General features: G+C 70.4%; 16 protein-coding genes and 3 pseudogenes. 8 read left to right on the top strand and 11 right to left on the bottom strand.

Annotation, left to right across the window (positions count from 1 at the left end; genetic code table 11):
* Both ABGB18_RS47635 and ABGB18_RS47630 read right to left on the bottom strand, forming a co-directional pair.
* A pseudogene (locus ABGB18_RS47635) lies at positions 1 to 615 on the bottom strand (DNA-directed RNA polymerase subunit beta); the annotation flags it as partial.
* Between the two features lie 433 nt (positions 616 to 1,048).
* Positions 1,049 to 2,434 (bottom strand): serine hydrolase domain-containing protein, encoded by a 1,386-nt coding sequence (locus tag ABGB18_RS47630; protein WP_347702347.1) that lies wholly within the window; start codon positions 2,432 to 2,434, stop codon positions 1,049 to 1,051.
* 144 nt (positions 2,435 to 2,578) lie between these two features.
* Between ABGB18_RS47630 and ABGB18_RS47625 the strand changes: the two genes are divergently transcribed.
* On the top strand, positions 2,579 to 3,265 hold the full coding sequence (locus tag ABGB18_RS47625; RefSeq protein ID WP_347702346.1) for a TetR/AcrR family transcriptional regulator C-terminal domain-containing protein: 687 nt from the start codon (positions 2,579 to 2,581) through the stop codon (positions 3,263 to 3,265).
* A 172-nt stretch (positions 3,266 to 3,437) separates the two neighbouring features.
* Positions 3,438 to 3,539 (top strand): annotated as a pseudogene (locus tag ABGB18_RS47620) (SHOCT domain-containing protein); the annotation flags it as partial.
* Between the two features lie 64 nt (positions 3,540 to 3,603).
* On the opposite strand, the pseudogene ABGB18_RS47615 reads toward ABGB18_RS47620, so the two are convergent.
* A pseudogene (locus ABGB18_RS47615) lies at positions 3,604 to 3,879 on the bottom strand (anthrone oxygenase family protein); the annotation flags it as partial.
* A 312-nt stretch (positions 3,880 to 4,191) separates the two neighbouring features.
* Here ABGB18_RS47615 and ABGB18_RS47610 point away from each other — a divergent pair.
* The gene (locus ABGB18_RS47610) at positions 4,192 to 4,332 is read left to right on the top strand and encodes a hypothetical protein (RefSeq protein ID WP_347702345.1); all 141 of its coding nucleotides are present in this window, start codon (positions 4,192 to 4,194) and stop codon (positions 4,330 to 4,332) included.
* Positions 4,333 to 4,357: 25 nt separating this feature from the next.
* On the opposite strand, the gene ABGB18_RS47605 is transcribed toward ABGB18_RS47610, so the two are convergent.
* The 4 genes from ABGB18_RS47605 to ABGB18_RS47590 form a co-directional block, all read right to left on the bottom strand.
* The gene (locus tag ABGB18_RS47605; protein ID WP_347702344.1) at positions 4,358 to 5,590 is read right to left on the bottom strand and encodes a YcaO-like family protein; all 1,233 of its coding nucleotides are present in this window, start codon (positions 5,588 to 5,590) and stop codon (positions 4,358 to 4,360) included.
* Between the two features lie 217 nt (positions 5,591 to 5,807).
* Positions 5,808 to 5,933, bottom strand: coding sequence for a hypothetical protein (locus ABGB18_RS47600; RefSeq protein WP_347702343.1), 126 nt, complete (start codon positions 5,931 to 5,933; stop codon positions 5,808 to 5,810).
* A 124-nt stretch (positions 5,934 to 6,057) separates the two neighbouring features.
* Positions 6,058 to 6,342: a protealysin inhibitor emfourin gene (locus ABGB18_RS47595; protein ID WP_347702342.1), complete on the bottom strand. Its 285-nt coding sequence runs from the start codon at positions 6,340 to 6,342 to the stop codon at positions 6,058 to 6,060.
* Positions 6,343 to 6,372: 30 nt separating this feature from the next.
* Entirely contained in the window at positions 6,373 to 7,845 is a 1,473-nt protein-coding gene (locus ABGB18_RS47590) for a hypothetical protein (protein ID WP_347702341.1), read from the bottom strand.
* Positions 7,846 to 8,083: 238 nt separating this feature from the next.
* On the opposite strand from ABGB18_RS47590, the gene ABGB18_RS47585 reads away from it, so the two are divergent.
* Complete coding sequence (locus tag ABGB18_RS47585) at positions 8,084 to 9,364, top strand: deoxyribodipyrimidine photo-lyase (RefSeq protein WP_347702340.1); 1,281 nt, start codon at positions 8,084 to 8,086, stop codon at positions 9,362 to 9,364.
* A gap of 15 nt (positions 9,365 to 9,379) precedes the next feature.
* On the opposite strand, the gene ABGB18_RS47580 is transcribed toward ABGB18_RS47585, so the two are convergent.
* The 3 genes from ABGB18_RS47580 to ABGB18_RS47570 all read right to left on the bottom strand — a co-directional run bounded on the left by ABGB18_RS47580 (position 9,380) and on the right by ABGB18_RS47570 (position 13,717).
* On the bottom strand, positions 9,380 to 10,849 hold the full coding sequence (locus ABGB18_RS47580) for an SDR family oxidoreductase (protein ID WP_347702339.1): 1,470 nt from the start codon (positions 10,847 to 10,849) through the stop codon (positions 9,380 to 9,382).
* A gap of 467 nt (positions 10,850 to 11,316) precedes the next feature.
* Complete coding sequence (locus ABGB18_RS47575; protein WP_347702338.1) at positions 11,317 to 12,915, bottom strand: AAA family ATPase; 1,599 nt, start codon at positions 12,913 to 12,915, stop codon at positions 11,317 to 11,319.
* 64 nt (positions 12,916 to 12,979) lie between these two features.
* Positions 12,980 to 13,717: a carbon-nitrogen hydrolase family protein gene (locus ABGB18_RS47570; RefSeq protein ID WP_347702337.1), complete on the bottom strand. Its 738-nt coding sequence runs from the start codon at positions 13,715 to 13,717 to the stop codon at positions 12,980 to 12,982.
* A 106-nt stretch (positions 13,718 to 13,823) separates the two neighbouring features.
* Between ABGB18_RS47570 and ABGB18_RS47565 the strand changes: the two genes are divergently transcribed.
* From ABGB18_RS47565 to ABGB18_RS47550, 4 genes are all read left to right on the top strand, one after another.
* The gene (locus tag ABGB18_RS47565; RefSeq protein ID WP_347702336.1) at positions 13,824 to 14,552 is read left to right on the top strand and encodes a hypothetical protein; all 729 of its coding nucleotides are present in this window, start codon (positions 13,824 to 13,826) and stop codon (positions 14,550 to 14,552) included.
* A complete protein-coding gene (locus ABGB18_RS47560; RefSeq protein WP_347702335.1) occupies positions 14,549 to 15,124 on the top strand; it encodes an XRE family transcriptional regulator in 576 nt (191 codons plus the stop codon). Before ABGB18_RS47565 ends, ABGB18_RS47560 begins: the two co-directional genes overlap by 4 nt.
* A gap of 971 nt (positions 15,125 to 16,095) precedes the next feature.
* Positions 16,096 to 17,499 (top strand): APC family permease, encoded by a 1,404-nt coding sequence (locus ABGB18_RS47555; protein ID WP_347702334.1) that lies wholly within the window; start codon positions 16,096 to 16,098, stop codon positions 17,497 to 17,499.
* 337 nt (positions 17,500 to 17,836) lie between these two features.
* Positions 17,837 to 18,241, top strand: coding sequence for an ATP-binding protein (locus tag ABGB18_RS47550; RefSeq protein WP_347702333.1), 405 nt, complete (start codon positions 17,837 to 17,839; stop codon positions 18,239 to 18,241).
* Positions 18,242 to 18,271: 30 nt separating this feature from the next.
* Here ABGB18_RS47550 and ABGB18_RS47545 read toward each other — a convergent pair whose 3' ends face one another.
* Positions 18,272 to 18,427 (bottom strand): hypothetical protein, encoded by a 156-nt coding sequence (locus tag ABGB18_RS47545; RefSeq protein WP_347702332.1) that lies wholly within the window; start codon positions 18,425 to 18,427, stop codon positions 18,272 to 18,274.
* Positions 18,428 to 18,516: the final 89 nt, after the last annotated feature.

The following is an 18,516-nucleotide window of genomic DNA, read 5'->3' as shown; positions in this document are numbered from 1 at the left end:
GACGCTGTCGCGCTTGTCGATCTCGAACTCCAGCCAGGCCCCCCGGGACGGGATGACCTTGCAGCCGTACAGATCCTTGTCCGACGTCTTGTCGACCGTGCGCTCGAAATAGACGCCCGGCGAACGGGTCAACTGGGAGGTCACGACACGCTCGGTGCCGTTGATGACGAACGTGCCCTTCGGCGTCATGAGCGGGAAGTCGCCCATGAACACCGTCTGGCTCTTGATCTCACCGGTGGTGTTATTGATGAACTCCGCCGTCACGAACATCGGGGCGGAGAAGGTCATGTCCTTCTCCTTGCACTCGTCGACCGAGTATTTCGGCGACTCGAACCGGTGGTCGCGGAACGACAAGGACATGGATCCGGAGTAGTCCTCGATCGGACTGATCTCTTCGAAGATCTCTTCGAGGCCCGACTGGGCCGGGACGTCCTTGCGCCCGGCCTGGCGAGCCGCCTCCACCCGGCCCTTCCACTTCTCGTTGCCGAGCAACCAGTCGAACGACCCGGTCTGCAGGGCGAGAAGGTCAGGAACCTCAAGGGGCTCCTCGATACGCGAGAAAGACACACGACGGGGACCGGCAGGTATGGCGGAAGCGTTGCGCGTGGTTGCCAACAGATGTCCTTCCGAGGGATCGCGGCGGACGGGACTACACGCGCGCCGGACACCCCGGTGAGTGAAAACGCAGGAAGCGGGACGTCACAGAGCAAGCGTGGGAGGGCAGCATAACCCACGCGACAGACAGATGTCCACATTTACAATGAACGTCAACCCTCGATCCCGGAACCAGGATTTCACGCTCGCCAGGATTCGTCAATCCCGCCGTCGGCGCTCCGGCGATCGGCAGCCGCGGGCCTGACGGCTCGCGGCTGAACAGGATGAGGACGCGCCGCCGGACACGAGCCACACAGCGCTTGGCGACGTGCCGCCGGATGCGGCAGATCCGCGAGGCGGCCCCCCACATGCGCGGCACGTCGGAGTTCTGGGACATGACGACCGGATGCGTGGGCCGGCCAGCCGCCCCGGCCCGTGCGCGGCGGCGCGTCGGTCACGTCGAGGCGGTCGGGAGCCGGTTGAACAACCGGCCGGCGAGGTCCACCCCTACGACCGTCCCGGCGGCGTCGCGGGCGAAGAAGCCGCGCTGGCCCTGGAAGGCGCCGCCGGTGATGATGTACTCGTCCTCGTCACCGGGCAGCAGGCCGAAGTCGAAGGGCGCGTGATCGGCGGGCAGTTCGACCTCGGCCGACGCCCGGATCTCCGGCTTGATGAGGACCTCCAGCCGCAGCCCCGCCCCCTCGGTGGTGACGGTGAGGGTCATAGCGTCGTTCTCGTACGTTCCGGTGAGCCGCCGGGCCCGCGCCGCGTCGTACGGGACCGGCTCGGGATCCCGGTCGACCACGCCCAGGTAGTGCTCCAGCGCCCAGCGGACGATGGCCTGGTTGCCGGGGATGCCGTCCGGTCCGGCGTTGGCCAGCGAGACCACGGCGAAACCCCGTTCCGGCACGGTGAGCAACTCGGCGAACTGCCCGTTGGCCGACCCGCCGTGCCCCGCGGTGCGGACGCCGTCCACGTCGCGCAGGAACCAGCCGATGCCGAGCGCGTGGCCGAGGTTGCTGGCGCGCAGCGCGACCGTCGGCTCCTTCATGCGCCGCAGCAGCTCGGCCGGCAGCACGCGGTCGCCGCCCGGCGCCCGGCCGTCACCGAGGTGGAAGCGGGCCCACCGGAGCAGGTCAGCCACCGAGGACGCCAGACCCGCGCCCGGGTTGTTGGCGCGCCAGTACTTCCACGGCCGCGAGACGGTCAGCGTGCCGTCCTCGCCCCGGTCGTGCCCGACAGTGAAGCGCCTGGTCATGACGTCCGCCGGGAAGAAGAGGCTGTCCGACAGGCCCAGCGGCGCCAGGACGAGCGAGGTGACGGCCCGCTCGTAGGTGAGGCCGGTGACCTTCTCGATGACCCGTCCGGCCAGGTTGTAGCCCGCCTGGCTGTAGGAGACCCTGGTGCCGGGCGGGGCGATCGACTTCAGCTCGCCCATCCTGGCCACGAAGGCGCCCAGCGCGTCGTCCCCCTCGCCGGTGTCGGCGATGAGGTTCCAATCCAGGCCCGCGGTGTGGTTCAGCAGGTTGAGCACGGTGATCTCGGCGGTGGCCCCCGGGTCGGCCGGCACGAATTCGGGGACGTACCGGCGCACGGGCGCGTCCAGCTCGACCCGGCCCTCGGCGACCAGGCGCAGCAGGGCGGAGGCGGTGTAGGTCTTCGTGACCGAGCCCACCGGGAACAGGGTGTCCCGATCGACGGGCAGCGGGTTGCCGGTGCTGGTCACCCCGTGGCACGCGTACTCCGCGCGGCCGTCCACCCACACGCCGACGGCGACCCCCGGAAGGCCGAACTCGGCCGCGGTCGCCTGCACGAACTCCGGCAACGTCTCACGTGACATCTCATTTCCCTTCGCCTGGGGCACGACCCCGCAAGCTCGACTTGCACACTGTTCAAGCCAGAAGGTAGCCGAGCAATTGAACAGTGTGCAAGTCTTGCCTTGAACGATGTGTAAGTCGTGGCCCGGGTGCCCTATCGTGGGCCCATGCCCCGTGACACGCTGACTCGCGAGCAGATCGTCCGGACCGCGATCGACCTGCTGGACGCCGAGGGCCTGGACGGCCTGAACATGCGCGCGCTGGGCAAGCGGCTGGGTTCGGCGGCCACCGCGGTCTACTGGCACGTGGGCAGCAAGGACAATCTGATCACCCTCGCCGGTGACCAGGTGTGGGACGAGATCGCGCTGCCCGACCTGGACGCGGTCGGCTGGCGGGCGGCCGCCACGTCCATGGCCACCGGCCTGCACGCGATGCTCGGCCGCCACCCCTGGCTGGTGCAGTCCTTCGGGTCCTTCGTGATGTTCGGCCCCGGCAAGGCCCGTTATGACGATCACAACCTCGCCGTCTACGAGGCCGGCGGATTCACCGGGGCGCAGGCCGACCAGGCGGCGGGCGCCGTCTTCACCTTCGTGCTCGGCAATGCCCTGAGCCCGGCCGCGGAGGCCTCGCTCACCAGGAGGCTCGGCCGCGACGGCGGCGATGTGGAGGAGCGACTGCGCGACACCATGGCGCGGGCCACGGAGATCGCGGCCGGGTTCCCGCGCCTGCGCGCCCGCCTGGACACCACCGCGGCCACCGACTACGCCGCGGCGCCCGACAACAGCTTCGAGTTCGGCCTGCGCGCCCTCCTCGACGGCATGGAGGCCCGGCCGGCCGGCCGGCCGGGATTCTGACGCGCCCGCGTCATAGCCCTATCCGGGCGGCGACTACCGATCTCCACGGTGTCCGCCGCTTCTAAACTCGGACGCATGGACGGAAGCGGCGGCCTCCCAGCTCCAGCTCACCGCCGCCCCGGACGACGAGCCGCGTGCTCGGGCCGCCGTACCGGCGCAGGACGCGGCGACCGTCTATGACCTCATCCGCGAGCTCGGGCGCCTGCACGCGGAGGGGCTGCTCACCGATGAGGAGTTCGGGGCGAAGAAGGCCGAGCTGCTCGCAAGGTTGTGAGCCGGCGGCCGGACTCCGGGCTCCCGGGCCCCACGGCGGCGATGACGACGATCAGCAGGAACGCCGCCAGGCCGGTCAGGGTGCGCAGGGTGTGAAAGGTCTCCCAGCGCTGCAGGATCTCGACGTGCCCGGTCGGGGCCGAGGTCGCGGCCGCCCACTGCCGGATGTGGGCGTGCAACGGGACGTTGCCGAACACGGTGATCAGCAGCGACCCCAGGGCCAGCGCGCCCGCGCCGCCCGCCAGCCACCGCGCCCGCCCCCTGGCCGCGACCGCCAGGCCGAACGTGGACAGGATCGCCAGCGCCATCGCGGTCTGCATGACCGGCTCGTTGATCTCCATCATCGCGGTGTGGAAGGTGAGGCGCACGTCGAGCGGGACGGCGTTGAAGGTGGGGACCACGTTCGCGGCACCGTACCCGAACGCGCCCGCGAGCAGTCCGGTGGCCGTCAGCGCCACCCCGTGGAGCAGCTTGGCAGGGGTTCTCATGAGTGGCCATCGTGCCCGGCCGAGGGGGCGCGGGCGTCCGGCGTGGGGAGGCTTCCCGGCCTACCACGCCGAGACGAGGATCGGCCGATGTACGACGGTGGCAGTACATGCGGGATCGAGCCGCCCCTACGGGCTCCGCTAGGGTCTCGGGGTGGTCCTCAACGCATGCCGGCCGCCGAGGTGGACGTCTCCGCGGACCTCCTACGGCGGCTCCTGACCGCCCAGCACCCCGTGGCCGCGGCGGTGCGCGCGGTCGCGGTGGCCGTCATCGTCTGGTCACGCCGCAGGGCCTCTCGGTCCCGCTGACCCGCCAGGAGCCGCCGGGGGGATCTCATGTCGGCGGTGCCGTCTCGGGGATCTTCCCTGCCGCGGCGGCCAGTCCTCTGCTGCCGGGGAGGACGAGATCGCCATCGGTGATCAGCATGAACCGCTCCAGCCCCGGCACGATCACCTGCACGGCCGTGACCCCGCCGGGGAGGGCGCACGCCGTACGGTGATAGGCGGTGAAACCCCGCGCGGCCAGCCTCGCGGCCACCTTCCGCACCTGGTGGCCGGGCGGGCCGGCGGCCTCGGCGGCCCGTGGGAAGGGCACCACCCGCGCCTCGCGCAGCAACCCCGTGAGGTCGAACCGCCCGCACGCGTGCAGCGCGGGATGTGCCGCCAGCCCGGCGAGGTCGCCGCGCGCCGGGCGCGCCCTGTGCTCGCCGAGGGTGGTCTGGACGAGCTCGGTGAGCGCACGCCAGGCGGCGTGGGCCGGGGTCGGCGACGTGCCGGTGCCGCGCCGGTGCGGACCGCCGGCGGTGGGCACCGTGTACGCCAGCATGGTCGGCACCCCAAGGTCACTGGTGATGTCCAGCAGGTGTACCGGTGATGCGGTCACCTCGCCGGCCGTCGCGTAGGCCCGGGCGAGCCCGGGTGGCAGTGTCGCCGGGTCGATCAGTGTGGGCCGGAAGCCGTCCGCACCGAGGAAGGCGCGTACCAGGAGCAGGGACAGGGCGTCCCGTTCGATCACCTCGTTGAGGGCGTGCAGCAGCGCCTCGGCGGTGGTGACGCCGGCGGCCGAGCCGCTGTTGCAGCTGTAGCGCATGAGGTGGGTGTAGTCGCAGTCGTCCCCGGCCCGCTCGCGCACCGGGGCGGCCCCGGCCTCGACGTACCAGGGGGCGAACAGGAACAGCGGCATCAGCGCCTCCCGTCCCCCGCCGAGGGGGCGGTGGCGCAGGCAGGCCAGCCGCCGGCCGGGCATCCGGGCCAGCAGCAGGGCCGAGGCGTCGGCACGCAGCGGGCCTGCGGCGATCACGGCCGGCGCGACCGGCTCCACGGCGGCGGGGTCGAAGCGGGCCGGGCCGGTGAGATAGTGCTCGACCGCCTCGAACAGCGCGCCCACCCGGGCCTCCGCCGGGCGTCCCTTCCCCATCCCGCACGCGGCCGGCGAGGCGTCCCCCGTGCCGTCGTGCAGCGCACACCACCAGGCGGTCGGATCGTGCCCCTCGCCGACATCCACGAGCTCCGCCCGCAGCCCCAGCCCGGCCAGCGCCACCTGCACCCGCCTCCCGGCCTCCCCCACCGGCACCACCTCACCGGGAGCGACCTCATCGAGAGGAAGGTCACGAGGAAAGGCCACATCAGGAAAGGACCTGTCAGGAAAGGCCGGGCCGGGAAGGGCTCGCCCGGAAAAGGACTCGTCGGGAAATTTCCGCTCGGGAAAAGGTCTGCCACGAGAAGCCCGCCCGGGAGAGGCATTACTGGGCGAGGCGCCGTCCCAGGTCCAGCGCCGGCCCGAGCTATCGCTCACTGTCGCCGGGCATCGCGGACAGCAGTTCCTTCAGCCGGTTGAGTTCGGCCCGGGTCAGCCGCTGTTCCCGGCTGTCGAGCGATTCGACCTTGAGGTAATCCACTACATTTCCCACGGGGCCTCCCTCACGCTTTCTCCGATTGTAGCTTCACCCCGACAAACAACTAGAAAATCAACCCGAGCACCATTTGATGACATATTTGCGCATTTAAGGGCTTACCAGCGACAAAGCCCGGCACTCACCCGGCGGGACGGAGCAGCACGGCCAGTGGATTCGCCAGCCCCCGCGGAGGCTCGTCGGACACCGTGAACACCCGCCCGTCCCCGTCGCCCACGGTGATCCGGTAGGTGATCAGGTCGGCGCCCACCTCACCGGCCTCCCCCCTGACCGTGGCGGCCTCGATGGCGGCCAGCGCGCCGTACACCCTGGCGGCCTCCCGCGGAGTGAGCTCGTCGGTGTCGTAGCCGGCGACGGTCTCCTGGAGGCCGGCGAGGCCACCGGCCTTCTCGATCCGCACCCTCATGTCGGGCTCCCGGAGCTCACGCGGCGAAGGTCACTTGAACGCCCTTTTGAGCGCCTTCAGCTCAGCGGCCAGGATGTCGTCGTCGGACAGGTTCCCCTGAGCCGTCAGCCTCTCCGTGTCGATGACCTGGAACTCGGGCATCTGCATGGTGCCGCAGCAGGTCGAGCGATCCTGTACGGCACGCAGGCTCGCGGACGTCGTGTCGGCGGCCTTCACCTTGGTGACGTCCTTGGCGGCCTTGCCGTCCCCGGTGTAGTCGGCGTTCATGAGATCCATCTCGCCGGAGAGCATCTTGGTGAACGGCGTGGGCGAGCTCACCACCTCGCGGACGGCGAACCGGTTGCGGATGAAGGTCCGGTAGATGTTGGGATCCTGCTGGTCGGCCGAGAGCCGCAACATCTGGTTGACGACATCGGTGTACGTGGCCCCGGTCGCGGGCGCCTTGACGATGGCCTTGAACAGCAGCTTGCACAGCCGGTCCGCCACCTCCATGAGGATCACGGTGGGACTCTTGACCATGCACTGCTTGGTCCTCTCGTGCGCGTAGATGTCGGCCAGCACGTCATAGACGCCGCCGGTGAACACCTGCGAGATCGCGTGCACCTCGTTGCCGACCTCGCTCAGCTTGAGGTCGTTGTCGGCGTTGCGCAGGCCGAAGTTCAGGCCGAGCGACGCGCCGAACTGCTCGGCCACGCACGTCAGGAACGACTTGGCGTGCAGGTTGGCCTTGGTGAGCGCGACGAGCGCCTCCGCCTGGTCCGGCTGCGACAGCGCCAGGAAGATGGCGGTCAGGTCGCCGAACGCCTCGTGCAGGCCCCCGGTCTGCGGCGGGTTCTCCGCGCCGAGCCAGCCCGGCTTGAGCCCGTCGAGGATCGCGTGACCGGCCTCATGGGCGACGATGTCCAGCGAGCGGCAGGTGAAGACCTCTTGCTCGGCGCCCTGCGGGGTGAAGTGGAGGAACTTCAGCGCCTTGGCCGTCCTGCTGTAGAAGGCGTTCGCGCCGACGCCGGCGTGCGGGAAGACGGTGAGCCGTTCGATGTTCCCGCCGGCGTTCCACGCGAACGGCAGCGGGTCGCCGCCGTTGTGGCGCTGGTGCATCGTCAGCGTCTCCCGTACGACCGCGTACGTGTGCGCGCAGTCGAACTCCGGCGAGTTGGGCGCGAACACGAAGTCGCCGTTCACGCTGCGCTTCACCGGGGTGGTACCGGCCAGTTCGGTGGTGAGCCGGGCGTCGGTGGGCCCGTTGAGCACGGCGCTGGGGATGAAGATCGCCCTGACCCCCAGCTCGGCGATGCTGGGATCCTGCTTGTAGACGAGGATCCGGGGCCCGACGATCGGCGCGAGCGGGATCGGGGTCGGGGTCGGCAGCGGGCGCGAGACGGGCACCACGTCCATCGTGAAGGGCGGCTGGAGCATCCGCGCGGTCGAGTCGGCCACGGCCGCTCCCGTGATCTCGCGGCGTTCGGGGATGATGACCTTGTCCCCAGGGTCGTGATTGATCATCCGCTCTTCTCTTCCCGTGTGCGGTCCGGCCCGCGGATCATTACCGCGAATCTCGCCAATCTGGACGCGCTTCTCGGAGCGTCCCCGGCACCGGATCATCAGTCGCACACGGGATTTCCAAGGTTCGGCCAGGCTTCCCGGCCACCTCAGCGGACCGTCAGTGAGCTGGAGCTCCCGGCGGGTTTCGTCCGGCGCTCCTGCGGGCCGCGCGGACGGTGGCTGCCCCACACTGTTTCGCATGCCTCCTGACCAGCACGGAAGCACAGCGATCGTGCTCTTCAACCGGGACCTGCGCGTGCACGACCACCCGGCCCTGGCCGCCGCCTGCGAGCGGGCCGAGCGGGTGGTGCCGCTGTTCGTGCTGGACCCGGCTGTGCCGGCGGGGCGGCGGACCGGCTTCCTGCTGGAGTGCCTGGCCGACCTGCGCGCCTCGCTGCGGGAGCGCGGCGGCGAGCTGTTCGTACGGCACGGCGACGCCGTACACGAGACGCTGAAGCTGGCCGCCGAGCTGGGCGCGGAGGCCGTCTACGCCAGCGCCGACGTCAGCTCGCTCGCCAGGCGGCGTGAGCGGCGCCTCGACGACGAGCGGATCGAGTTCCAGCGCTTCCCGGGCGTCACGGTCGTGCCCCCGGACGAGCTGCGGCCCTCGGGCGGCGGCGACCACTACCGGGTCTTCACTCCCTACTGGCGCGAGTGGACCCGCCACAAGCGGCGCCGGCGACTGCCGCCTCCCCGCAAGGTACGCACGCCGCCGGGCCTGGACGCCGGCCGCCTCCCCGAGGGCGAACCGCATCCCGGCGTGCCCGGCGGCGAGTCGGCGGCCCGCGAGCGCGCCACGCGGTGGTTGCGGCACAACCTGGCCGGTTACGCCGACGGGCACGACGACCTGGCGGGCGACCGTACCTCGCGGCTCAGCCCGTACCTGCGCTTCGGCTGCCTGTCGCCGCTAGAGCTGGCCTGCCGCGGTGAGGACAGCGCGGACTTCGTCCGCCAGATCTGCTGGCGGGACTTCCACCACCAGGTGACGTACGCGTTCCCGCGGATCAACCGGGAGAACTACCGTCACCGCGAGCGGAGCCGGCGGCACGACCCGGACGCGCTGCAGGCGTGGCAGGCGGGCATGACGGGGTTGCCCATCGTGGACGCGGGCATGCGCCAACTGCTCGCCGAAGGCTGGATGCACAACAGAGCCCGGCTGATCGTGGCGGCGTACCTCATCAGGATGCTCGGCGTCGACTGGCGGGACGGCGCCTGGCACTTCTGGCAGCACCTGCTCGACGGCGACGTCGCCAACAACTTCGGCAACTGGCAGTGGGTCGCGGGCACCGGCAACGACACCCGGCCCAACCGCGGCTTCAACCCGCTGCGCCAGGCCAAACGTTTCGACCCGGCGGGCGAGTACGTCCGCCGCTACGTACCCGAGCTCGCCGGCGTGCCCGCCGGCGACGTCCACGAGCCCTGGCGTCTCCCCAAGCCGCCGTCCGCCTATCCCGCCCGCCTGGACGGCACCGACCAGTGACCCGCGCGGCCGACCTCACCCGAGCGTGACCTGCCGCCGGGCCGCGGCCACGGCCACGTTGACGGGCATGCGCCCGAAGATCAGGCCGTGGAAGGGGTAGATCGCCCACCAGTAGAGGTGGCCGAGCAGGCCGCGCGGGTAAAAGATCGCCCGCTGCCGGTAGAGGGTGTGCCCGGCGCAGCGTGAGACGCCGAGCTCCAGCCAGGCCAGCCCCGGCAGCCGCATCTCGGCCCGCAACCGCAGCAGGCGGCCGGGCAGCACCTCCTCCACCCGCCAGAAGTCGACGGTGTCCCCCACCCGCAACCGGTTCGCGTCCCGCCGCCCGCGGCGCAGCCCGACCCCGCCGAAGAGCCCGTCCAGCAGGCCGCGCAGACGCCAGGCGCCGGGCAGGGAGTACCAGCCGTTGCGGCCGCCGATGCCCTCGATGACCTGCCACAACGCCTCCGGTTCCGCGTCCACCCAGGCGGTCCGGCAGTCGATGTAGAGGCTGCCGCCTGCCCAGTCGGGGTCGGTTGGCAGCGGGTCGCTCGGGGCGCCGGGCGTGGAGGCCGAGGACCAGCGGGTGGCAACGTCGGCCTCCTTGATCTTCTTCAGCGCCAGCGACACGGCCGTGCGGAAACCGATCAGCCCTTCCTCGGGGTCGGGCACGTAACGGGCGATGTCGTGCTCGCCGCAGATCGCCTCGTTGCGCAGCGACTCGACCAGCGGCCGGGCGATGCCCGCCGGGACCGGGGTGACCAGGCCGACCCACAGGCTCGACAGCCTCGGGGTGAGCACCCGTACGGGAATGATCAAGCGCTGGGGCAGGCCGGCCACGGACGCGTACCCCCGGATCATGTCGGCGTAGGTGAGCACGTCCGGGCCGCCGATGTCGAACCCTCGGTTGACCTCCCCAGGCACGCTCGCCCAGGCGGTGAGGTAACGCAGCACGTCGCGTACGGCGATGGGCTGCGTACGGCTCTGCACCCAGCGCGGCGTCGTCATGATCGGCAGCCGCTCGGTCAGGTGGCGCAGCATCTCGAAGGACGCCGAACCCGAGCCGATGATCACTGCGGCCCGCAGCACCACCGCCGGCACGCCCGCCCGCAGGAAGATCCCGGCCACCTCGGCCCGGGAGCTCAGGTGCGGGGAGAGCGGCCCGCCCAGGTCGAGTCCGCCTAGGTAGACGATGCGCCGCACCCCCGCCCGCTCGGCCGCAGCGGCGAACGTCTCGGCCGCCCGGCGGTCGTTCTCGGCGAACTGCCCGGTTCCGCCCATCGTGTGGATCAGGTAGTAGGCCACGTCGATGCCGTCCAGGGCCGCCCGCGTCCGGCCGGGGTCGGTGGCGTCCGCCTTGACCGCCCGTACGTGCCCCGCCCACGGCAGGTCGCGCAACCGTTCGGGCGACCGCACCATGCAGCGGACCTCGTGGCCGGTCGCGAGCAGCTCGGGGACCAGCCGGCCGCCGATGTACCCGGTCGCCCCGGTCACCAGACAACGCGCCATCTCGTCGTCCTTCCCTGCTCCCGATTCCTCCTATGTCGGTTCCATCCGACATCACGGACTACCCGAATCCCACGCAAAGATCTCTTTGCCGGCCCGACCTCCGGCCAGAACCACGTACGGGCCGGTGCGCCGCTTGGCGGCTTCCCTGCCCGGCCGGTGACCGTCGTCGAACAGCTCACGCTCGGGCTGTGCGTGCCCTGCTCTGTGGTGAACAGCGCCAGCCCGACCCACCGTGGCCGGTGCGCCGGTGCTCGTGCGGCGTCTCCGCGTCCCAGAGTTGCACCGTGCCGTCGAGGCCGGCCATGGCCGGGCAGAGGCGCTCTCGTTGGAGCGGATGCGTGGATATCACTGCCTTCGAGCGCGTGCTACAGACGCTTGCGGCGGGCTGATCGAGTCCCAAGAGCCGGAAGCCATGACATCGACCTTCAAACGGCGGGATTGGCTCTGACCGGAGAATTGGGCACCCGTCACACCCGCAGGACGGTGATCTGGCGGCCGGACGGGGTGATCGCCTGCTCGAAGCCGCCGCGTTCCTTCCAGGGTGGGGCTTCGGGGCGCCGATCGAAGACCACCAGCACGCCGGTGGACAGGGTGAGCCGGTCCAAGTACCGGTCGAGCTGGGCGAGGCCGTCGGCCATCGGGTCGTTCTCGCCTACCCGCCAGACCTTCAGCTCCATGGCCTCGCGTTGCGTCAGCCGTTCGCCTTCGGGGGCGGTGTAGGGCCAGCGGACCAGCACGTCCAGGCGTTTGGTGCCGGCGGCGTACTCTCGGTCGAGCTGGCCGCCGCCGTTGACCAGGCGGTGCAGGAAGGCCATGAGGATGATCTGGCAGGCGGCCTCGTGGTAGCCCTCCTGCTGGATGAGCACCTCGCCGTGTTCGCGCCAGAAGACGACGAACTCTTCCAGCAGGCGCGGCAGGTCGAAACGGCCGTCCGGGAGCACGAAACTGTGCGGATCGGCCTTCACGAACCGCTCCGTGCGATCGCCCAGGACCCGTAGCAGGACCTCTTGATAGATGGGGTTGGCGATCTGCATATCTCTGGTCCCCCGGATGAGGCCCAGATCGTGGACGTAGGAGGTGTCCTCGTCAAAGGCGACGTCCGTACCCGGTGATGTGCCGGCCACGATCGGCTCGATCACTCGCTTGACGCGGGGTTCGTGCAGCCGGGCCACGAGGGCGTCCAGATGAGTGGCGCGTGCCCCGATCAGCCGCTCCTTGGCCTCCTCCACCCGCCCACTGGTGATGGCGCCAGTCACTCCCATCTCGGTGATGAGTTCATCAGCGAGGGCGTTGACCAGCCATGGTTGTCCCTGGGTCAGCTCGAAGACCCGGTCCACCGCGTCCTTGGTGAACTCCTGACCGGTCGCCTGCGTGTGCTGGTCGTACAGCTCGGCGATCTGATCGGCGGTGAAGTCACTCAGGCGCAGCGACTTTCGGATGATGTTGAACGGGCTGGCTGGGTTGGATCGGCCGGGTTCGCCGCCCGAGGCGACCTTGTAGTCACGTACGTCGCGCAACCCGCACAGCACGACGGACGTGGGGAACGGACGGCCCCCCGGCCGCGCGTTGTGACCGTCGCGGAGCTGGCTGAGGATGCTGACCATGCTGTTGCCCTGCAGGGCGTCGATCTCGTCGAGAAAGAGCACCACCCGGCGCGGGCAGCGGCGGCACCACTCGGTCAGCGCCGCACCGAACCGGCTGCCCGGCGTGACCTGCGGCCAGACATCCGGCGGCAGCAGCTCCTCCGGCCATCCCGCCCACTCGGCGGCTTCGCGAATGGAATCCAGCAGAAGCGACTCCGCGGCTGCGTAGTCGTCGCCGGCCGCCTTGGCGCGCTCGCAGGAGAGCATCAGGGCGGCGGTGTCGCCCTCAGCGGTCAGCTCGGACGCCAGGGTGCGCAGCGCGGTCGTCTTCCCGGTCTGCCGGGGCGCGTGCAGCACGAAGTAACGGTCCATCTCGATGAGTTCGCGCGCCTGCGGGAGCCGCTGCATGGGGGGCAGCATGTAGTGGTGCTGCGGGCCGCACGGGCCGGTGGTGTTGAAATATCTCGCTCGGGGTGGCCGCATGCTCACAGTCTGCCATCTACTTGACGCTCCCAACCGGTCAACCGGAACCATACCGAGGCGCCGTTCACGGCCTGCCGAAGCCGCGGTCCGCGCGGTCGCGTCTGAAGGCGTTCAAGCGGTCGAAATCGAGCTCGTGGACGGAGACGGACGCGCCAGGGGCGCCGGTGAAGAAGCTCGCGGGCGCCTCGGGGCACGGGTCGGCCAGCCCGCTGACCCCGGCGCACGGGTGCCCGTGGTAGGTGGCCTCGTGATGCCAGTCGCTCACCGCCACGTACGTCATGAACTCGTACGCGCGCGCGACGCACATGTGCCGCCACAGCTCCCGCGCCGGGGCCGGGCTGTCCCAGCGGGTGACGGAGAAGGCGGGCACCAGCACCGCGTCGAGGTCGCCGAACCCGGTCAGGCTCGCCGAGTACCACACGTCGGCGCAGAGCAGGACTCGCAGGCGGCGGCCGTACAGCTCGAAGCCGGGGTTCGGCCGACCGGCGACGGTACCGGAGCGCAGTTCGACGCCATAGGGGTGGACCTTGTCGTACTCCGCGATCAGCGTGCCGTCCGCGTCGTAGACGGCGCCACGGTTGACGGCGCCGTCATAGTGGGACCCGCCCGCCACCGCCATCCCCGCGCTCACCGCCAGCGCACGGACCCTTTCCAGGTAGTCGGCCCGTGGCAGGCTCGCGCCCGCGAGCTCGGGCAGGAGCGCCAGGTCACCGGTTCCCGGAGTAATGAGCTCGTCGATCGCGTCGAAGTTGGCATGGCCGTCGGGGGACCAGGCGGAGGGCTGAATCAGGAGGATCTTCACCATTCCTACTGTGGCCGATGGACCTCGGAGCCGCCGGCGACGTTCATGCCGCCGCAGGGGGACATGCGCAGTCGGGACAGCCCAAGATGTTCGATAAGATGAACATATGGTTCATCTTTCTGGCACGTATGAAGACCGGCAGGACTCCCTCTACCTGGAGGACACCTACCTCACCGACGTCGCCACCAGCGTGACCGCGACCGGATGCGACGAGGCCGGCACCTGGGTCGCGCTGCGGCACAACATCTTCCATCCCCAAGGCGGCGGCCAGCCAGCCGACCGCGGCCGGCTGGGCGAGTGCGAGGTCGTTCCGGTACGCCACGCCGCGACCGGCCCGGTGGTGCTCCAAGCGGCCGGGAGCCCGGTCGCCGGACTGGACGACCTGTCCGAGGGAGATCCCGTGCACGCGTGCATCGACGCCGGCCTGCGCCTGCTGCACGCCGCGTTGCACACCGCCGGCCACCTCGTCGAAGCGGCGGGCCGGGCCGAAGGCTGGATCCTGGCCGGCAACAATCACTTCCCCGGCCAGGCCCGCATCGAGCTCACTCCACCGGAGACCGGCGTGCGGCTCACCGATCCCGAGGACCGGGACAAGGCCGCCGACCGGCTGCGCGCGTTCATGTCGGCGGCCATCGCCGAGGACCTGCCCGTCATCGCCGGCCACGACGACGAGGGCCGCCGCGTGGTCCGGCTCGGCGACCTGCATGCCGCCCCCTGCGGTGGCACTCATGTGCGCAGCCTCGCCGACCTGCACCAGGTGACGATCTCCGCCGTCAAGCTGCGGAAGGGCCGCATCCGCGTCTCCTACGCCGCCTCCCACAGGCCCGCGTCATGACCACCGCCGGCCGGGACCGCCGTCCCACCAGCGGCGCCGCCGCGGCGGCCGGCGCTCAGATCCAGCGCCGCCGGCAGCAGCGCGGGATGAGCCAGGCCGAGCTGGCCCGACGGACCGGACTGAGCAAGGCGACGCTGTCGCAGCTGGAGGCCGGCATGGGCAACCCCACCCTCGACACCCTGGACGCCATCGCCGTCGCCCTGGCCATCCCGCTCACCGATCTGCTCATCCGCCACGGCGACCCCGGCACCGTGCACATCGCCTCGACGATCGCCCGCCAGGACGAACCCACCCGCGAGCTGCTGCGCCGTATCAGCGGCGGCCACAGCCTGGAGATCTGGCGGCTGCGGCTCCCGCCGGACACCACGGTGGACGGCATCCCCCACGCCCCCGGCACGACCGAGCACCTCCTGGTCGCCTCCGGCGACCTCCTCGCGGGCCCGGCCGACGATCCCCGCCACCTGCTGGCCGGCGACCTGCTGGCCTTCGCCGGAGACGCCCCGCACCGCTACCGCACCACCGACACACCCGCCGACGTCACCGTCGTCATCGCCTCCCCGGTCGCCACCTGAGCACCGGACGTGGACGTGCCGGCGCCGTAGTACATCGAGCGGTAGGCGTCGGTCGTGTCCCACAAAGTCCTGATCAGCCGGGCCAGCCGGGGCATGCCCGCGCATCCGCCGTGACAGCCGCGGATTCCGCCGCCGATGCCTTGGCTGCCACTCCCACGGCTCCGGCCGCGAGCAGGCCGCTCCGTAATATCAGCCGCCGCCCGATCGAATGTCCGGCCCCTGGCTCGTCAATATCCTTGGACACCCGCCCACTGTCCCACCGGCATTCTGCGCAGACAAGGAATATAATCTGGATATATCATTCGATATCCCCAGCATGGCGCCTGGAACAGCGAGGATTACCCACCGGAGCGGCTAACCAAGAATTCGGTCGGACGAAATTCAGGCCCGGGCCATAAATGGAGACCGAAACCGGAATGCACACTTGGAGCACGCCGAAGATTTCCGATTGCGACACGTCACAACAGGGGTATTCAGGAGGCGCTCATTCCTCATGTATCGCGCGGTCGGCCGGCCCGGGCGTGAACCGGGTGAGGCGACCGATCATGATACCGCCGGCCGCGGCGCCCGCCAGGCCCGCCACGCCGACTTGGCGCCATGGTGATCCGACTGGTGAACGGTACAGTCCGAACCGGGTCACGATCCGCGTCCTGGGGCTTACGCATCGCTACTCCGAGTCGTAAAGTGTCAGAATGACGGATCCGGACGATCAACATGACGTGGCCGGCCCCGTACGAGGGGGACCGCGTCACCCGCGTTCGACCTGCCCCGTGTCGTGTCAAGGTGAGACGTGACGGGAAGGGATGACTGCGCGGCCTCGCCGCCGCCGGCCGGGACCGGCGTCACACGCCGCAGGTCCGCCGCCCGTGCCGAACTGCCCCCTGAAACACCCCCCGACGCTCCCGCACCCGCGGGACGCGAACGGTTCCGCATGTAGTCAGCCCACGAGCATTCCACGAGAAGGACCCCCCATGGCCCAGACCAGCCACCCCAGTCCTACCGAGGAGAGCAGCACTCAGTCCGACCTGAAACAGGTGATGGGCCCGGGCCTGCTGCTTCTGTTCATCATCGGCGACATTCTCGGCACCGGCGTCTACGCGCTGACCGGCCAGGTCGCCGGTGAGGTGGGGGGCGCCGCCTGGCTGCCCTTCGCCATCGCCTTCGCGGTCGCGTTGATCACGGCCTGTTCCTATCTGGAGCTGGTCACGAAATATCCCCAGGCCGCGGGCGCCGCACTGTATGTGCACAAGGCCTTCGGCAAGCACGCGCTGACGTTCCTGGTGTGCTTCACCGTGATGTGCTCGGGCATCACGTCGGCCTCGGCGGCCTCGCGGGCCTTCGCGGCCAACCTCACCACCGGGTTCGGGCTGGACGTCGGCAACGGCGTCATCCTGCTCATCGCACTGGCGTTCATGCTCCTGGTCCTGGCCGTCAACCTGCGCGGCGTCGGCGAGAGCGTCAAGGCCAACATCGTGCTCACCGCGGTCGAGCTGTCCGGGCTGCTGCTCGTCATCGTGATCAGCCTGTACTTCATCGCCGGCGGGAACGCGGACTTCTCCCGCGTCGTCGCCTTCGAGACCGCCGCGGACAAGAGCGTCTTCCTGGCGGTCAGCACCGCGACGTCGCTGGCCTTCTTCGCCATGGTCGGGTTCGAGGACTCGGTCAACATGGCGGAGGAGACCAAGGAGCCGAGCCGGATCTTCCCCCGCATCATGCTCACCGGCCTCGGCGTCACCGGGCTGATCTACGTGCTCATCTCCATCTGCGCCGTGGCCGTCGTCCCGGTGGGCCGGCTCGCCGAGAGCGAGACACCCCTGACGCTCGTGGTGCAGACCGCGGCCCCCGGCTTCCCGATGGCCGACCTGCTGCCGTTCATCTCGATGTTCGCCGTGGCGAACTCCGCGCTGATCAACATGCTGATGGCCAGCCGGCTCCTGTACGGAATGGGCAAGCAGGGCGTGCTGCCGTCCTTCCTGGCGAAGGTGAACCCGACCCGGCGCACGCCGCACGCGGCGATCGTGTTCACCACGATCATCGCCCTCGGGCTCATCACCTACGTCTCGCTGGACCCCGAGAGCCCGGTCGTGGCCCTGCTCGGCGGGACGACGTCGCTGCTCCTGCTCGCGGTCTTCGCGGCCGTCAACCTGTCCGTGCTCGTGCTGCGCAAGGACCAGGTCGCGACCAAGCACTTCAACGCGGGCCGCGTCCTGCCCGTGATCGGCGCGATCACGTCTTTGTACCTGGTCCTGCCGTGGTCCTCCGGGCGACCGGCGGGCCAGTACGAGATCGCCGGCGTGCTGCTGGCGATCGGCATCGTCCTGTGGTTGATCACCTGGTACGCCCGGCGCCGGGAGAACGCCACCCAGCAGGGCTGACCGCATGCCTCTCCGCGCCCGGCGGGACGGCCGGGCGCGGACGGGATCAGTCGTTGGTGTGGACGGTCCCGCCGTGGGCGGAGGCCTGCGGAGCGGCCGCGACCGAGAGGGAGAGCAGCCCGGCGGCCACGAGCGCGGCGATGGCGATGAGCCTTCTCACGCGTCGCACCCCAAACCTGCGCCGACCTGGGCGTCTTCGTGAGATGTGATGAATCCGGCCGGGCTGGTCCGCAGGGCTTGGGGCCGCGACAGCGAACCGCAAGCGGATGACAAGCGGGATCCGCATCCTTGGGAGTGTCAGGCGGTACGAGCCGATGCACCCGCGGAGGCGATTCCCATGACCGGCACGAGGATGCGAGAGTTCCCGGCCCTGCTCGAAGAGCTCGGGCACGTACGTCATTTCGTGGGCGGCGTCGTGGCCGGCCACCCCGCCGCGGACGACGTGGTCCTGGCCGTCTCCGAGCTGGCCGCCAACGCCGTCGAGCACTCCGCCTCCGGCCGTGACGACAACTTCGAGGTGCGGATCACCCATCTGGCCGACGCCGTACGCGTCGAGGTGCACGACCACGGCGGCGCGGGCAGGCCGCGACTGGGCGTGGCCGGCGCGGAGGCCACCCGGGGACGAGGGCTGTTCCTCGTTGACCGTCTCTCCCGCGACTGGGGCATCACCCACAGGTCCGACCACACCGGCGTCTGGTGCGAGATCGGCTGCACCTGCACGGCCCCCGAGATGGCCGCCTGAGAGGGCGGACGTTCGGCGGGTCGGCGTCCGTCAGCTGATCCGCAGGCTCGCGATCAGTCCGTCGCGCAGGTGGAAGGTCATCGGGCCGGTGCCGTTGTGGCCGTTGCCGCTCACCTTGAGGGTGGCGACGTAGCTGTCGGAGTCCGGGCCGGGCTCGATGGAGATGAGCTCGAAATGGGCCTGCACGCCGATGTTGTCGGTCCGGTCCCAGTGCGCACGCCGTCCCGGGCGCCGAAGCCGCTGGAGGCGCCGGTGATGACGATGACGTTGCTCAT

Source organism: Nonomuraea sp. B12E4 (genome assembly GCF_039871825.1).
Taxonomy (GTDB): domain Bacteria; phylum Actinomycetota; class Actinomycetes; order Streptosporangiales; family Streptosporangiaceae; genus Nonomuraea.
The sequence above is the reverse complement of the archived record's forward strand: the minus strand, read 5'-3'. Positions and strand labels throughout refer to the sequence as shown.

Bases quoted from the DNA above. Each gene is read 5' to 3' on its own strand.
- ABGB18_RS47595 (WP_347702342.1), bottom strand. From the start codon at position 6,342: ATGAGGGTGCGGATCGAGAAGGCCGGTGGCCTCGCCGGCCTCCAGGAG.
- ABGB18_RS47590 (WP_347702341.1), bottom strand. From the start codon at position 7,845: ATGATCAATCACGACCCTGGGGACAAGGTCATCATCCCCGAACGCCGC.
- ABGB18_RS47575 (WP_347702338.1), bottom strand. From the start codon at position 12,915: ATGCGGCCACCCCGAGCGAGATATTTCAACACCACCGGCCCGTGCGGC.
- ABGB18_RS47560 (WP_347702335.1), top strand. From the start codon at position 14,549: ATGACCACCGCCGGCCGGGACCGCCGTCCCACCAGCGGCGCCGCCGCG.
- ABGB18_RS47580 (WP_347702339.1), bottom strand. From the start codon at position 10,849: ATGGCGCGTTGTCTGGTGACCGGGGCGACCGGGTACATCGGCGGCCGG.
- ABGB18_RS47630 (WP_347702347.1), bottom strand. From the start codon at position 2,434: ATGTCACGTGAGACGTTGCCGGAGTTCGTGCAGGCGACCGCGGCCGAG.
- ABGB18_RS47610 (WP_347702345.1), top strand. From the start codon at position 4,192: ATGCCGGCCGCCGAGGTGGACGTCTCCGCGGACCTCCTACGGCGGCTC.
- ABGB18_RS47565 (WP_347702336.1), top strand. From the start codon at position 13,824: ATGGTTCATCTTTCTGGCACGTATGAAGACCGGCAGGACTCCCTCTAC.
- ABGB18_RS47625 (WP_347702346.1), top strand. From the start codon at position 2,579: ATGCCCCGTGACACGCTGACTCGCGAGCAGATCGTCCGGACCGCGATC.
- ABGB18_RS47555 (WP_347702334.1), top strand. From the start codon at position 16,096: ATGGCCCAGACCAGCCACCCCAGTCCTACCGAGGAGAGCAGCACTCAG.
- ABGB18_RS47550 (WP_347702333.1), top strand. From the start codon at position 17,837: ATGACCGGCACGAGGATGCGAGAGTTCCCGGCCCTGCTCGAAGAGCTC.
- ABGB18_RS47585 (WP_347702340.1), top strand. From the start codon at position 8,084: ATGCCTCCTGACCAGCACGGAAGCACAGCGATCGTGCTCTTCAACCGG.